Annotated in this window: 12 protein-coding genes; 10 read left to right on the top strand and 2 right to left on the bottom strand. The window is 66.0% G+C overall.

The window, feature by feature from the left end:
• The 10 genes from DN824_RS11595 to DN824_RS11550 form a co-directional block, all read left to right on the top strand.
• Window positions 1-740 (top strand): S1 RNA-binding domain-containing protein (locus DN824_RS11595; protein ID WP_138408557.1); only part of this gene is annotated, 740 nt, incomplete at its 5' end.
• Entirely contained in the window at window positions 737-1,480 is a 744-nt protein-coding gene (rlmB, locus tag DN824_RS11590; RefSeq protein WP_138408556.1) for a 23S rRNA (guanosine(2251)-2'-O)-methyltransferase RlmB, read from the top strand. The genes DN824_RS11595 and rlmB, both read left to right, overlap by 4 nt.
• 200 nt (window positions 1,481-1,680) lie before the next feature.
• On the top strand, window positions 1,681-3,345 hold the full coding sequence (locus DN824_RS11585) for a PAS domain-containing sensor histidine kinase (RefSeq protein ID WP_138408555.1): 1,665 nt from the start codon (window positions 1,681-1,683) through the stop codon (window positions 3,343-3,345).
• A 188-nt stretch (window positions 3,346-3,533) separates the two neighbouring features.
• Complete coding sequence (gene rpsF / locus DN824_RS11580) at window positions 3,534-3,953, top strand: 30S ribosomal protein S6 (protein WP_138408554.1); 420 nt, start codon at window positions 3,534-3,536, stop codon at window positions 3,951-3,953.
• Window positions 3,954-3,981: 28 nt separating this feature from the next.
• Window positions 3,982-4,212, top strand: a complete 231-nt coding sequence (gene rpsR / locus DN824_RS11575; RefSeq protein WP_003283112.1) for a 30S ribosomal protein S18 — start codon at window positions 3,982-3,984, stop codon at window positions 4,210-4,212.
• A 37-nt stretch (window positions 4,213-4,249) separates the two neighbouring features.
• A complete protein-coding gene (locus DN824_RS11570) occupies window positions 4,250-5,143 on the top strand; it encodes a hypothetical protein (RefSeq protein WP_138408553.1) in 894 nt (297 codons plus the stop codon).
• A 21-nt stretch (window positions 5,144-5,164) separates the two neighbouring features.
• Entirely contained in the window at window positions 5,165-5,611 is a 447-nt protein-coding gene (rplI, locus tag DN824_RS11565) for a 50S ribosomal protein L9 (protein ID WP_138408552.1), read from the top strand.
• A 108-nt stretch (window positions 5,612-5,719) separates the two neighbouring features.
• Complete coding sequence (dnaB, locus tag DN824_RS11560) at window positions 5,720-7,114, top strand: replicative DNA helicase (protein ID WP_138408551.1); 1,395 nt, start codon at window positions 5,720-5,722, stop codon at window positions 7,112-7,114.
• Window positions 7,115-7,202: 88 nt separating this feature from the next.
• Window positions 7,203-8,276 carry an alanine racemase gene (gene alr, locus DN824_RS11555; RefSeq protein WP_138408550.1) on the top strand — a complete coding sequence of 358 codons (1,074 nt, stop codon included), beginning with the start codon at window positions 7,203-7,205 and terminating at the stop codon, window positions 8,274-8,276.
• A 111-nt stretch (window positions 8,277-8,387) separates the two neighbouring features.
• Complete coding sequence (locus tag DN824_RS11550; protein ID WP_138408549.1) at window positions 8,388-10,682, top strand: YgiQ family radical SAM protein; 2,295 nt, start codon at window positions 8,388-8,390, stop codon at window positions 10,680-10,682.
• A gap of 46 nt (window positions 10,683-10,728) precedes the next feature.
• Here DN824_RS11550 and DN824_RS11545 read toward each other — a convergent pair whose 3' ends face one another.
• Together DN824_RS11545 and DN824_RS11540 are read right to left on the bottom strand one after the other, a co-directional pair.
• A complete protein-coding gene (locus DN824_RS11545; protein WP_138408548.1) occupies window positions 10,729-12,699 on the bottom strand; it encodes a methyl-accepting chemotaxis protein in 1,971 nt (656 codons plus the stop codon).
• A gap of 101 nt (window positions 12,700-12,800) precedes the next feature.
• Entirely contained in the window at window positions 12,801-14,396 is a 1,596-nt protein-coding gene (locus DN824_RS11540) for a response regulator (protein WP_138408547.1), read from the bottom strand.
• Window positions 14,397-14,588 lie beyond the last annotated feature (192 nt).

The following is a 14,588-nucleotide window of genomic DNA, read 5'->3' as shown; positions in this document are numbered from 1 at the left end:
CGCCGCACGTGCGGCGCGAGGGCGCCGGGGTGATGCCCAAGGCCAAGATCTATCCGTACGACGAGGCGGCGCTCGAGCAGTTGGGCGAGCAGTGCTCGATGACCGAGCGACGGGCCGACGAGGCGACGCGCGATGTGGTCAACTGGCTCAAGTGCGAGTTCATGAAGGATCGTGTCGGTGAGGTTTTCCCCGGCGTGATCACGGCCGTGACCGGCTTCGGCATCTTCGTCGAGCTGACCGACATCTACGTCGAGGGCCTGGTCCACGTCACCGCGCTGCCCGGTGACTACTACCACTTCGACCCGCTGCACCATCGCCTTGCAGGCGAGAAGACCGGCCGCAGTTTCCGTCTTGGCGATACCGTCCAGGTCAAGGTCATGCGCGTTGCGCTCGACGAGCGCAAGATCGACTTCGAACTCAGCAGCGGCGGCACCGTCGGCCGTGCCGATCGTGCGCCGGGCGCTGCATCCGATGGCAAGCGGAGCAAGCGCAAGGACGAGGGCGGCAAGCGCGGCGTGGACGAGTCCTTCATGGCGGACGAGACGCGGGGCAACGCCGAGGTACGCAAGAGTCGCGAACTGAAGAAGGCCCTGCTGGCCGAAGCCAAGGCGCCGAAAAAGGCCCGGACCGGCACGTCGAAAGGCGACAAGCGCAGCACGTCGAGCAAGCCGGCTGCCGCCAAGCCGAGCGCGCGCAAGGACACGGGCTCGACGCCGCGCAAGCGCAAGGCCAAATCATGAGTGACCTCGAGAAGATATACGGCCTGCACGCCGTAGAAGCCCTGTTGCGGCATCATCCCAAGCGGGTCAAGCGGGTCTGGCTGGCCGAAGGGCGGGGCGACCCCCGTGTTCAGACGCTGCTGGAGCTGGCCGGGCAGGCGCGGGTGTCGGTCGGTCAGTGCGAGCGTCGTGAGATGGATGCCTGGGTCGAGGGCGTTCATCAGGGTGTGGTCGCCGAGGTCAGTCCCAGTCAGGTCTGGGGCGAGGCGATGCTCGAAGAACTGCTCGACCGCGCCGAGACGCCACCACTGCTGCTGGTGCTCGACGGTGTCACCGACCCGCACAACCTCGGTGCCTGCCTGCGTACCGCCGACGCCGCCGGAGTGCTCGCCGTGATCGTGCCCAAGGACAAGTCGGCCACGCTCAACGCGACGGTGCGCAAGGTTGCCTGTGGCGCGGCGGAAGTGATTCCGCTGGTGGCTGTCACCAACCTGGCGCGCACGCTCGAGAAATTGCGCCAGCGTGGGCTGTGGACCGTCGGCACCGCGGGCGAGGCGGAGCAGGAGCTCTATGACCAGGACCTGAGCGGTCCGACGGTGCTGATCATGGGAGCCGAAGGCAAGGGCATGCGGCGGCTGACCCGCGAGCACTGCGACTACCTGGTGCGGCTGCCCATGGCCGGCAGCGTCAGCAGCCTCAATGTGTCGGTCGCCACCGGCGTCTGCCTGTTCGAGGCGTTGCGCCAGCGCCGGGCTCGCTGATCGAACTTCGGCGCGGCTTGTCGGGTCGTTCGCACTTTGGCGATCGCCCGGCAACCGATCGCCGGATTCGCGGTCAATGGCTTGCCCGAGGCAAAAGCCCGGGCTCCTTCTAATAAAATTTCCAGGCCCTTGAGCCAGTTGCCGGGATCGGGCTGCAAGAACGCCCCGAGCGTCGCCAGGCCCCGCGTGTTGGAGGTGGTATGCAGCAAAGTCCGTCGTTCGAGAGCCTGTTCCGGCTGTCGCCCAATGCCTATGTGCTGCTCGATCCCGAGCGGGTCATCCTCGACGCCAACGCGGCCTATGTGCGTCTCACCGGACGGACCCTGGACGAGATTCGCGGGCACCGCCTGCCTGAAGCCTTCGCGGCAGACCACGAACAAGCCGGGTCCGCCCATCCGCAGGCGCTGCTGGATTCTTTCGCTCGCGTGCTCGAGCGCAAGGAAACCGACTCGCTGTCGCGGGTTCGCTACCCCGTCCGTGATGCCGGCCAGGGCGCCGCTGGCGAGGGCCGCCCCTGGCGTGTGACGCATACGCCGATCATGGATGAGCAGGGCAAGGTCACGGCGGTCCTGCAGCATGTGGCGCAGGAGCCGCATGGCGAGGCGGAACTGGTCGGTCATCGCCAGCAACTGGAGGCGCTGGTCAACGAGCGTACCCGCGAGCTCGAGCGCAGCGAGGCAGAGCGGCAAGCGGTCGAGGCCGCGCTGTTCCAGGCGCAGAAGCTCGAAGCGGTCGGCAAGCTGACCGGCGGGATCGCCCACGACTTCAACAACATGCTGCAGATCATCGGCGGCAACCTCCAACTGCTGCGGCGCAACCTGTCCGGTGATGCCACCGCGCTGCGCCGCCTCGACTCGGCGGTCAGCGGTGTGGAGAAGGGCGCGCGGCTGGCCAGCCAGCTGCTCGCCTTCGCCAGCCGTCAGCCGCTGCAGCCGCAGACCATCCATCTCGGCGAGCTGGTGCCGCGCATGCTCGAGCTGCTGCATGGCTCGCTCGGCCAGGCCACCGAGGTGGAGGTCGACATCGATCCGGCCGCCTGGCCGGTCTTCGCCGATGTGTCCAACCTGGAAACGGTGATCCTCAACCTGGCGGTCAATGCCCGTGATGCCATGGGCGCCGGCGGGCGGCTGCTGATCGGCGTGCACAATCAGCGCATCGAGCCGGGCTCGCTGGAGTTTCCCGAGGCCGCGCCCGGGGACTACGTCCGGCTGCAGATGACCGACTTCGGTCCGGGTATGGAAACCGAGGTGCAGGCGCGCGCCTTCGAACCCTTCTTCACCACCAAGCAGGCCAGCAATGCCTCCGGTCTCGGGCTGAGCATGGTGTACGGCTTCGTCAAGCAGAGTGGCGGTTTCGTGACCTTGCAAAGCGAAGTGGGCAAGGGCACCACGGTGGTGGTCCTGCTGCCTCGCGGCGAAGGCGAGGCGGCAGCCCCGGCCGAAACGGCGCCTGCCCAGGTGGCGGCTCCAGCGCCTGCGGCCCCCGCTGACGAGGTGCTCTCGGCGGGCCTCAAGGTGCTGTTCGTCGAGGACGATCCGACCCTGCGGATGCTCACCGGCGAGGTGATGATGGAGCTGGGGCACGAGGTGAGCCTCAGCGAGTCGGCCGAGGATGCGCTGGCGCGTCTGGAGAACGAGCGTTTCGACGTGCTGTTCACCGACGTCGGCCTTGCCGGCATGAGCGGCATCGAGCTGGTGCGCAAGGTGCAGGAGCGTTACCCGCAGCTCAGCGTGGTGATCGCATCGGGCTATGCGGTCGACCCTCGGCAAGAGGGGCTCAAGCCCCTGCATACCATGCTCAAGCCCTACGATATTCATCGGGTGCGGGACATGCTGGCGGGTATCCAGGCGACGCTTCGGCCATGACGCAGCGCTGATCGGCGGCTGGTCAAAAAACCACCATTCGCCTTGCGTGCGCGCAGGGCCTTCTCTAGAATGGCGCCCCTTGCCCGTACGGCAGGCGCTTGCGCGCCCGTCATGCAGGCAGGAATAACTACTCATTCACTCCTTGCCTGACCGCTTCGTCGGCAGGCTGCAACCCGTAAGGAGCATCTATGCGTCATTACGAAATCATCTTCCTGGTTCACCCGGACCAGAGCGAGCAGGTCGGCGGCATGGTGGAGCGTTACACCAAGCTGATCGAAGAAGACGGTGGCAAGATCCATCGCCTGGAAGACTGGGGCCGCCGTCAGCTGGCTTACGCCATCGACAACGTGCACAAAGCCCATTACGTCATGCTGAACGTCGAGTGCAGCGGCAAGGCCCTGGCCGAGCTGGAAGACAACTTCCGCTACAACGACGCCGTCATCCGTAACCTCGTCATCCGTCGCGATGAAGCCGTCACCGAGCAGTCCGAAATGCTCAAGGCCGAGGAAAACCGTAGCGAGCGCCGCGAGCGTCGTGATCGCCCTGAAAACGCTGATGGCTCCAACGAGCGCGACAGCGACAGCAGCGATAACAACGCTGACGAGTAATCCACGGGTCTATTGAGGAGCCTATTTCATGGCACGTTTTTTCCGTCGTCGTAAGTTCTGCCGTTTCACCGCTGAAGGCGTGAAAGAGATCGATTACAAGGATCTCAACACCCTGAAGGCGTACATCTCCGAGACCGGCAAGATTGTCCCCAGCCGCATCACCGGAACCAAGGCCCGTTACCAGCGTCAGCTGGCCACGGCCATCAAGCGTGCGCGCTACCTGGCCCTGCTGCCTTACACCGACAGCCACGGTCGTTGAACCAGGTTGCTCGACAAGGACGTAAAGGATAGATCGCATGCGCGCGCTGGCTGAATTCATCATGCGCGGGCGCATGCAGGCCACCCTGGTGGTGGTCGGTTGCGCGGCGCTGCCGCTGTTGTTCTGGCTAAGTGCTGCGGCAGGTGCTCTGGTGCTGCTGCGACGAGGCCTGAACGACGCGATGGGCGTCATCGGTTGGGCGCTGCTACCGGCGTTTGTCTGGTGGTATTTCGGCGATCCCCGCACCCTGTTGGTGCTGGTGGGCGCGCTGGGCCTGGCGATGCTGCTGCGAAGCAGTGGTTCGTGGAACCGCGTGATGTTGTGCAGTGTGGGGCTTGGGTTGCTGTATGCCTGGGCCCTGGGTGAAGTGTTCGGCGAGCCGATCGCGGCCGTCGCAGGCGAGCTGCAGAAAGTCCTCCCGGGCACCTTGTCGGATGCCTACGAGCAGCTTTCGGCAGCCGAGCGCGAGCGGCTCGAAGGGCTGCTGGCGCCGGTTCTGACCGGTCTGCTGGCGGCGCTGATGCAGATGGTGACGTTGCTGAGCCTGATGCTCGGCCGTTACTGGCAGGGGGTGTTGTACAACCCTGGCGGCTTCGGCCGCGAGTTCCAGACGCTGCGTTTTCGGCCGCTGCTGGCGTTCCTGCTGCTGATGGGCATGCTGATCGGGCCGAACCTCGGTGTGCAGTTCGCGGTGTTGACACCGCTGTGCAGCGTGCCGCTGTTCTTCGCCGGCCTGGCCCTGGTTCACGGGCTGGTCGCACAGGGCAGGCTGGCGCGGTTCTGGCTGGTCGGGCTGTACGTCACCCTGGTGCTGTTCATGCACATGATTTATCCGTTACTGGCCGTAGTGGCCGTTGTCGACAGCTTGTTTGATTTTCGCGGCCGCGCCTCCCGAAACAACGGTGCGGGGCCTGCGAACGGTGAAGGTTAAAAGTTAAGAGGTAAGACTCAAATGGAAGTCATCCTGCTGGAAAAGATCGCCAACCTGGGCAACCTGGGCGACAAGGTAAACGTCAAATCCGGTTACGGCCGTAACTACCTGCTGCCGCAAGGCAAGGCGACCGCTGCGACTGCTGCCAACGTGGCCGCTTTCGAAGAGCGTCGTGCCGAGCTGGAAAAGGCTGCTGCCGAGAAGAAGGCTTCGGCCGAATCCCGCGCTGCTCAGCTGGCCGAGCTGGAAGTCACCATCACCGCTACCGCGGGCGATGAGGGCAAGCTGTTCGGTTCCATCGGCACCCACGACATCGCCGACGCCCTGACCGCCTCCGGCGTCGAAGTGGCCAAGAGCGAAGTCCGTCTGCCGAACGGCACCATCCGTCAGACCGGTGAATACGACGTGGCTGTGCACCTGCACACGGACGTCGAAGCCACCGTCAAGCTGATCGTGGTCGCTGGCTGACACAGCCGTCGTCTGGCACCGACGGTGCCTGACGAGTAACATCGGGCACGTTTCCGCGCGAGCGGGACGTGCCCTTTGTCTTTCTGAGCCCCTATTTTTCCGAGTCCCATGAACGACATCAGCATTCCCCAGCAGTACGATCTGGAAACCGCGGCGCTGAAGGTGCCGCCCCATTCCATCGAGGCCGAGCAGGCCGTGCTCGGCGGGCTGATGCTGGACAACAACGCCTGGGAGCGCGTGCTCGACCAGGTGTCCGATGGCGACTTCTACCGTCACGATCATCGCCTGATCTTCCGCGCCATCTTCAAGCTCGCCGAGCGCAATTCGCCGTTCGACGTGGTGACCCTGTCCGAGCAGCTGGACAAGGAAGGGCAGCTGTCACAGGTCGGCGGCCTGGCCTACCTGGGCGAGCTGGCGAAGAACACGCCGTCGGTCGCCAACATCAAGGCCTACGCGCAGATCATTCGCGAGCGGGCGACCCTGCGCCAGCTGATCGGGATCAGCAACGAGATCGCCGACAGCGCCTACGCGCCGCAGGGCCGCACCGGCGAGGAGATTCTCGACGAGGCCGAGCGGCTGATCTTCCAGATCGCCGAAGCACGGCCCAAGACCGGCGGTCCGGTGGGGATCAACGACATCCTGGTCAAGGCCATCGACCGGATCGACAGCCTGTTCAACAACGGGGATGCGATCACCGGGCTCTCCACCGGCTTCACCGACCTGGATGGCCAGACCAGCGGCCTGCAGCCGGCCGACCTGATCATCGTTGCGGGTCGTCCGTCGATGGGCAAGACCACCTTCGCCATGAACCTGGTCGAGAACGCCGTGTTGCGCACCGACAAGGCGGTGCTGGTCTACTCGCTGGAGATGCCGGCCGAATCCATCGTCATTCGTATGCTGGCTTCGCTCGGCCGCATCGACCAGACCAAGGTCCGCGCCGGTCGCCTGGACGACGACGACTGGCCGCGTCTGACCTCGGCGGTCAACCTGCTCAACGACCGCAAGCTGTTCATCGACGACACCGCCGGCATCAGCCCCTCGGAGATGCGCGCGCGTACCCGGCGCCTGGCGCGCGAGCACGGCGAGATCGCCATGATCATGGTCGACTACCTGCAGCTGATGCAGATTCCCGGCTCCAGCGGCGACAGCCGCGTCAACGAGATCTCCGAGATCTCGCGCTCGCTCAAGGCGCTGGCCAAGGAATTCAACTGCCCGGTGGTGGCTCTGTCGCAGCTCAACCGCTCGCTGGAACAGCGACCCAACAAGCGTCCGGTGAACTCCGACCTCCGCGAATCGGGGGCCATCGAGCAGGACGCCGACATCATCATGTTCGTCTATCGGGACGAGGTGTATCACCCGGAGACCGAGTACAAGGGCGTCGCCGAAATCATCATCGGCAAGCAGCGTAACGGCCCGATCGGCACCACGCGGCTGGCGTTCCTCGGCAAGTACTCGCGCTTCGAGAACCTGGCGCCGGGCGCCTACCAGTTCGACGACGAGTAAGCGCAGTCGGCTCCCGGCGGCGGTTGAGCTTGAAGCTTGCGGCTCGAAGCCTGAAGCTTGCACCACCTTTCTCACTGCGGATCTTGCTATGCGTCCCCTCATCGCCACGGTCGACCTGGCCGCACTTCGCCACAACTACAGCCTGGCCCGCCAGTGCGCGCCCGGGCGCAAGGCCTTTGCGGTGGTCAAGGCCGATGCCTATGGCCACGGCGCGCGCCAGGTCGTCGCGGCGCTGGCTGATGTGGCCGATGGCTTTGCGGTCTGCAGCCTGGAGGAGGCCGCCGAGATTCGCGCGGTGAACGAGCAGGCCCGCATGCTTCTGCTCGAGGGCTGCTTCGAGGCCGCGGAATACGAAGCCGCCGCCGAGCTGCGGCTGGATGTGGCGGTGCAGGGCTCGGCCAACGCCGAGCAGCTGCTCGCCGCCTCGTTGCCACGGCCGCTCAACGTCTGGATGAAACTCGACTCGGGCATGCACCGCCTGGGCTTCACTGCCGAGGCGGTGCGCGACTGGTATCCCCGGTTGCGCGAGGCGCCCCAGGTCGCCGAGCTGAATCTGATGAGCCACTTCGCCTGCGCCGACGAGCGAGGGCACCCGCTCAACGAGCTGCAGCTGGAGCAGTTCTGCGCGCTCTGCGAGCTGGAGTTCGATCATCGCTCGATGGCCAACTCCGCCGCGGTGCTGACCCTGGCGGCGGCGCACATGGACTGGCTGCGTCCGGGCATCATGCTCTACGGCGCGACGCCTTTCGCGGAACTCTCGGCCGAGGCGCTGGGGCTCAAGCCCGTGATGACCCTCACCGCCGGGCTGATCGCGATCCGGGACGTGCCAGCAGGCGAGAGCGTTGGCTACGGCGCGGGCTGGGTGGCACAGCGGCCCTCGCGTATCGGCACGGTCAGCTGCGGGTACGCCGACGGTTATCCGCGCACGGCACCGCCCGGCACCTCGGTGGTGATTCGCGGGCGGCGCGTGCCGCTGGCAGGCCGGGTTTCGATGGACATGCTGGCGGTGGACCTCACCGACCTGCCCGACGCGCAGCTTGGCGATGCGGTCGAGCTGTGGGGCGCGCAGATGCCGATCGACGAGCTCGCCCAGGCCTGCGGCACCATCGGCTACGAGTTGCTGACCAAGGTCACCCGGCGCGTGCCGCGGCGCTATATCTGACAGCCGGCAGGCTGGCGCGGCTCGTCGTAAAGGCTGAGCGGGGTGGTCGGGTTTGTTCATTTTTTGTGCTATATTCCGCGCCCCTGAAAAACCTGTCGTCGGTCCCCCGTGATGCAAGCAGCCAAGCCGCTTTTCGACTACCCCAAGTACTGGGCCGAATGTTTCGGTCCGGCGCCGTTCCTGCCCATGAGCCGCGAGGAAATGGACACGCTCGGCTGGGACAGTTGCGACATCATCATCGTGACCGGCGATGCCTACGTCGATCACCCGTCGTTCGGCATGGCGATCATCGGCCGCCTGCTCGAAGCGCAAGGCTTTCGCGTGGGGATCATCGCCCAGCCGGACTGGCGATCCAAGGACGACTTCATGAAGCTCGGCCAGCCGAACCTGTTCTTCGGCGTCGCGGCGGGCAACATGGACTCGATGATCAACCGCTACACCGCGGACAAGAAGATCCGCTCCGACGATGCCTACACGCCTGGCGGCCTGGCCGGCAAGCGTCCGGACCGCGCCAGCCTGGTCTATAGCCAGCGCTGCAAGGAAGCCTACAGCCACGTGCCGGTGGTGCTCGGTGGCATCGAGGCCTCGCTGCGCCGCATCGCCCATTACGATTACTGGCAGGACAAGGTACGTCGCTCGATCCTGATGGATGCGACGGCGGACATCCTTCTTTACGGCAACGCCGAGCGCGCCGTAGTGGAGATCGCCCAGCGCCTGGCGTTCGGCGAGAACATCGACAACATCACCGACATCCGCGGCACCGCCTTCATCCGTCGCGACGCGCCGCAGGGCTGGTTCGAGATCGACTCGACGCGCATCGATCGTCCAGGGCGGGTCGACAAGATCATCAACCCCTACGTCAATACCCAGGACACCGCCGCCTGCGCCATCGAGCAGGAGAAGGGCGCGCCCGAAGCCGAGGACCCCAACGAGGCCAAGGTCGTGCAGCTGCTCGCGCATCCGCGTCTGGAGCGGGACAAGACGGTGATCCGCCTGCCGTCCTTCGAGAAGGTGCGCAACGACCCGGTGCTCTATGCCCACGCCAACCGCGTGCTGCACCTGGAGACCAATCCGGGCAACGCCCGTGCGCTGGTGCAGAAGCACGGCGAGGTGGACGTCTGGTTCAACCCGCCGCCCATCCCGATGACCACCGAAGAGATGGATTACGTGTTCGGCATGCCTTACGCGCGCGTGCCGCACCCGGCGTATGGCAAGGAGAAGATCCCGGCCTACGAAATGATCCGTTTCTCGGTGAACATCATGCGCGGCTGCTTCGGCGGCTGCACCTTCTGCTCGATCACCGAGCATGAAGGCCGGATCATCCAGAACCGTTCCCACGACTCGATCATTCGCGAGATCGAGGAGATGCGTGACAAGGTGCCGGGCTTTACCGGCGTGGTCTCCGACCTCGGCGGGCCGACCGCCAACATGTACCGCATCGCCTGCAAGGACCCGGAAATCGAGCGCCACTGTCGCAAGCCGTCGTGCGTGTTCCCCGGCATCTGCGAGAACCTCAACACCGACCATAGCTCGCTGATCGAGCTGTACCGCAAGGCGCGCGCGCTACCGGGGGTGAAGAAGATCCTGATCGCCTCGGGACTGCGCTACGACCTGGCCGTGGAGTCGCCGGAGTACGTCAAGGAACTGGTGACCCACCACGTCGGCGGCTACCTGAAGATCGCGCCGGAACACACCGAGCGCGGCCCGCTGGACAAGATGATGAAGCCGGGCATCGGCAGCTACGACCGCTTCAAGCAGATGTTCGAAAAATATTCGAAGGAGGCGGGCAAGGAGCAGTACCTGATCCCGTACTTCATCGCCGCGCACCCGGGCACCACCGACGAGGACATGATGAACCTCGCCCTGTGGCTCAAGCGCAACGGCTTCCGCGCCGACCAGGTGCAGGCGTTCTACCCGTCGCCGATGGCCACGGCCACCGCCATGTACCACTCGGGCAAGAACCCGCTGCGCAAGGTCACCTACAAGAGCGACGGCGTGACCATCGTCAAGAGCGATCAGCAGCGGCGCCTGCACAAGGCCTTCCTGCGCTACCACGATCCCAAGGGCTGGCCGCTGCTGCGCGAGGCGCTGCAACGCATGGGGCGTGCCGACCTGATCGGCAACGGCAAGCATCAGCTGATCCCGGCCTTCCAGCCGGCGACGGACGAGTACCAGAGCGCCCGGCGCAAGAACTCCACGCCGGCCGGCAGCAAGAAGCTCGGCAAGCAGGGTGCCAAGCCGTTGCTGACCCAACACACCGGCCTGCCGCCGCGCAGCCACGATGGCAACCCTTGGGAAAAGCGCGAGCAGGCCAAGGCCGCCGCCGAAGCCCGGCGCCGTGGCGCGGCGGGCGGCAAGCCAGCCGGCAAGGGCAAGCCGGGTAAGCGTCCGGTGGCGCCGCGCTGATCGAAGCGGTCGGTTAGCGGGCGGGCGCTTCGTCCGCGCCCGAATGTCAGATGCGGAACGTCTGGGTCGCGGCGCTCAGGTCGCTGCCCAGTTTCAGCAGCGTCTCGCTCTGGTCCCGGCCCCGGCGGATGTGTTCCAGATTGGCGTCACCCAGCTGGTGGATGCCCTCGCTGTTGCTGCGGATTTCGCTGACGGTCTCGCTCTGTTGAGCGGTCGCCTGGGCAATCTGGTCAGCCATAGAGCCGATGGTGGCGATGGCCGCGACGATCTGTTCGAGGGCGCCATCGGCTGATTTGGCGCCCCTGGCCGTGGCTTCGGCCTGGGCGGCCTGGGCACGCATACCCTCCACCGAGTGCTGCGCGGCCTGCTGAAGGCTGACGATGCGCTTCTGAATCTCCTCGGTGGCGGCGCTCGAGCGCTGCGCCAGCGACCTCACCTCTTCGGCCACCACCGCAAAGCCGCGTCCGTTGCTGCCTGCGCGAGCGGCCTCGATCGCCGCATTCAGTGCCAGCAGGTTGGTCTGCTCGGCGATGGCACGGATGACGCCGAGGATATTGCCGATGCTGGACGTTTCGCTCGCCAGGTGCTCGATCGCCTGCTCGTTGCGCTGCACCGCTTCGACCAGGCCGCGAAGCTCACCGAGGCTTTCGCCGATGACCTGCTGGCCCTGGGCCACGGCTCGGCTGGCGTCCCGGCTCGCGCCTGCGGCCTGGTTGGCCCCGTCGGCGACCTGCTGGATGGTGGCTTCGAGTTCGCCCAGGGAATCGCGGATCTGGGCAGTGCCGCCGGCCTGGCGCTGGGCGCCCTGGTGCAGCTCGTTGCTCATCTGTGCCAGACGCCCGCTGCTGTCGGTCACCTCGACGGCATGCTGGCGCAGCGTGCCGACCAGCTGCAGCAGATAGGTGCGCAGGTGGTTGAGCGAGGTTTCGATGTCGAGCAATTCCCGTGTGCGCGAGGGGACCGCGGCCGGCCGGCTGAAGTCGCCGGCCGCCCAGGCGCCGAGCGCTGGGGCCAGGCCTCCCAGGGTGCGGGTGAGCTGGCGTTGCAGGCGGTCGATGGCCAGCGCGATCAGCAGGATGAAGCCGATGATGATGGCCTGGACCAGGCGTACTTCACCCTGGATTCTGCCGTGCTCCTGGCGCACGGCTGGCTCCAGGGCCGCCAGGGCGTTCTGCAGGTCGGCCAGCTTGCGCAGGCTGGCCTCGGCCAGCGTCGTGCGCTGCCGGGTCGATTCGAGGGTGCGCTGCAGTTCCGCGGGATAACGGCTCACCAGGCTTGCGAAGTCGCGTTTGACCGACGCCGCGGGGTCCTCGGTGGGCTTGTCCGCCTCGACGTCGCGCTCCAGGCCCAGCAGCGCGGCAAAGTTGTCGGCCGTCGAGTTTTGCACTTCGCTGACACCCAGGGCGGGCAGACTGTCGAGGCGCCGCGCATCGGCGCTGAGCAGCTGCAGTATCTGGTCGATGTCGCCGGCCAGTTCGTCGCGACCGCTGTTCATCATGCGGCCCCGGGCGTGGGCGAGGCGCAGCAGGTGCTGAGCGCTGGTGAACAGGACGCCCTGATAGTCCGCCGCGACCGACGCCTGGGCCTTCGCGGCGTAGCCCTGGAGCGTGCCGAGTGCCGCGGCCATTTCACGCTCGGCCTGCAGCAGCAGGCCCTGCGGGTCGCCCGCGAGTTTTCCGGCCGCAAGCAGGTCGCCGGCGCTGAACTGAAGCAGGTCTTCGAGCGTGGGGAGAACCTGATCCAGGAACGAGGCGGGCATCGCCTGATGCAATTCGCCTTCGAGCGCCTGCAGCGCTTGCAAGGCTTCGCTGTGGCGAACGGCGTCGCCGCTGGCCAGATAGCCCTGGATGTGCTGCGCGACGTCATGCTGAAACTGTTGCGAGATGCCCAGGTAGCGCGCCATCAGCAGGTAGGGCTTCTCCAGGGCCCGTTCCGACCACCAGAGGGTGGCCGCAAGCGCGGCGCAGACGCCGACGAGCAGGAGGGTGTTCAGGGTGGTGAGCGACTTCAGGCGCATGCTCGCCTCGCAGCAAGACAGGGAGCTCCGAAGATATGGCGTTTTGATGTCAGTCTGGTGACGGCGGGCGCCCTCTGGTCGGAGGGCGCTGCACTAGCGGCTCAGAAGCGCTCGACGCGGTTGCGGCCGCCTCGCTTGGCACGGTAGAGCGCTTCGTCGGCACACTGGGTGAGGGTCTTCACGTCGGCATCGGCACTCAGTTCGACGATGCCGCAGCTGAAGGTGCAAAGCAGATCCTGGGGCTGTGCCGGGTAGCGGATCTCGGCGAAACGCCGACGGATGTCGTCGAGCACCTTGGCGGCGGAGGCGGCATCGGTATCGGGCAGCACCACCGCGAACTCCTCGCCGCCGTAGCGGCCGATCTGGTCGGTCTTGCGCAGGCGCTGCTTGAGGAACAGGGCGAGGCTCTTGATGACCCGGTCGCCCATGGGGTGGCCGTACTCGTCGTTGACCTTCTTGAAGTGGTCGATGTCGAGCATGGCGAAGCTCAGCGGCTGGTTGTCACGCCGGGCACGCAGTCGGGCATCTTCGAGCAGCTGCAGCGTATGGGTGTGGTTGAACAAGCCGGTGAGGCTGTCGCGCACGATGCGTGCCTTGAGGTTGCGGGCGCGTTCTGCGCGGGTGCGGACGGTGGCGATCAGGTGGCTGGGCTTGATCGGCTTGGTGAGGAAGTCGTCGCCGCCTTCGCTCATCGCGTCGAGCTGCTTGTCGAGGTCGTCTTCGGCCGACAGGTAGATGATCGGCACGCTGACGTAGCGCTCGTGCTGGCGGATCACCTTGGCCAGCTCGGTGCCGATGCAGTCGGGCATGTACATGTCGAGGATGATCAGGTCCGGCTGGAACTCGGCCAGCGCGTTCAGCGCATTGATCGGGTCGATCAGCGTGCGGGTGACGATCCCGGCATTGTTGAGCACGCGTTCGGTGTGGGTGGCCTGGGCCCGCGAGTCGTCGATGATCAGCACGCGGAAGGGCTCGTAGTGCGCCGAGCTGGTCACCACCTCGATCTTTTCCAGCAGGCTGGAGGCATCCAGGGTGCCGGTGAAGAAATCCAGCCCTCCGGCGCGTACCGCGGCCAGTCGGGTAGGGGTGTCGGTTTCGTCTTCGCTGAAGAACAGCAGCGGGATGCGCTGTTCGACGCCTTGCTGAATCTGCTCGGCCAGGCGCAGGCCTTCACCGGCACCGCTGAAGTCGACCTCCATGACGATGGCGGCCGGGTGACGCTCGCGCATCGCGGCGCGAAAGGCCGTGACGTCGTCGAACGCCTGGGCCGACATGCCGAAGAACTCCAGCTGGCGTACCAGGCGCGTGGCGCGCTCGTGGTCCTGCAGGGCAAGGTAGACCGGCTTGCGCAGCGGCGGCAGGTAGGTGTTGTCCAAGGGATCGTTCTGGCGCAGGCCGGTTCGTGCCAGGCGGTGCATCAGGTGGCTCAGCGAGGAGATGGTCGCGCTGGACAGTCGCCCACGGTTGTCCTGCACGTCGCTCAGGCATTCGCCGATGGCGGTGGCCAGTTCACTGTGCTCGGCCTGCTTGAAGCGGTCGGCGAAGCGGCGAAGCCGCAGGTTGGCGTCGCCCAGAGCGGTGAGGTAGCCGGCGTTCCATTCGCTGCGTTGCAGGCGTTGCCAGACTTCGAGCACCTCGCGGGCCTGGTGGATGACGCGCTGGGCAAAAAGCTGTTTGAGAATTTCTTGATCCGACATGCTGGCTTCCTGGGAGCGCCGTGGTCGAACAGGGATGAACAGGTGGGGCCGGCTCGGGAGCGGGCGTGGCAGATAGGCTGTTCAGTGCTGTCGAAGGTAGAGCATGGCCTAATGCTACCACTGATGCCTGCCGTGCCAGTCGCGGTTTTTACCCGCGCCATTGGATGTTGTGACGCGGAGCATGCCGCAGCC

This window comes from Stutzerimonas nosocomialis, from assembly GCF_005876855.1.
GTDB classification, from domain to species: Bacteria; Pseudomonadota; Gammaproteobacteria; order Pseudomonadales; family Pseudomonadaceae; genus Stutzerimonas; species Stutzerimonas nosocomialis.
Note: the sequence above shows the minus strand (reverse complement) of the source record. Positions and strands in the feature narration are given on the sequence as shown.

What these genes read in the sequence shown, in the direction of transcription:
- rplI (WP_138408552.1), top strand. Translation starts at nt 5,165, where the DNA reads ATGGAAGTCATCCTGCTGGAAAAGATCGCCAACCTGGGCAACCTGGGC.
- DN824_RS11545 (WP_138408548.1), bottom strand. Translation starts at nt 12,699, where the DNA reads ATGCGCCTGAAGTCGCTCACCACCCTGAACACCCTCCTGCTCGTCGGC.
- rpsR (WP_003283112.1), top strand. Translation starts at nt 3,982, where the DNA reads ATGGCACGTTTTTTCCGTCGTCGTAAGTTCTGCCGTTTCACCGCTGAA.
- alr (WP_138408550.1), top strand. Translation starts at nt 7,203, where the DNA reads ATGCGTCCCCTCATCGCCACGGTCGACCTGGCCGCACTTCGCCACAAC.
- DN824_RS11540 (WP_138408547.1), bottom strand. Translation starts at nt 14,396, where the DNA reads ATGTCGGATCAAGAAATTCTCAAACAGCTTTTTGCCCAGCGCGTCATC.
- rpsF (WP_138408554.1), top strand. Translation starts at nt 3,534, where the DNA reads ATGCGTCATTACGAAATCATCTTCCTGGTTCACCCGGACCAGAGCGAG.
- rlmB (WP_138408556.1), top strand. Translation starts at nt 737, where the DNA reads ATGAGTGACCTCGAGAAGATATACGGCCTGCACGCCGTAGAAGCCCTG.
- DN824_RS11570 (WP_138408553.1), top strand. Translation starts at nt 4,250, where the DNA reads ATGCGCGCGCTGGCTGAATTCATCATGCGCGGGCGCATGCAGGCCACC.
- dnaB (WP_138408551.1), top strand. Translation starts at nt 5,720, where the DNA reads ATGAACGACATCAGCATTCCCCAGCAGTACGATCTGGAAACCGCGGCG.
- DN824_RS11550 (WP_138408549.1), top strand. Translation starts at nt 8,388, where the DNA reads ATGCAAGCAGCCAAGCCGCTTTTCGACTACCCCAAGTACTGGGCCGAA.
- DN824_RS11585 (WP_138408555.1), top strand. Translation starts at nt 1,681, where the DNA reads ATGCAGCAAAGTCCGTCGTTCGAGAGCCTGTTCCGGCTGTCGCCCAAT.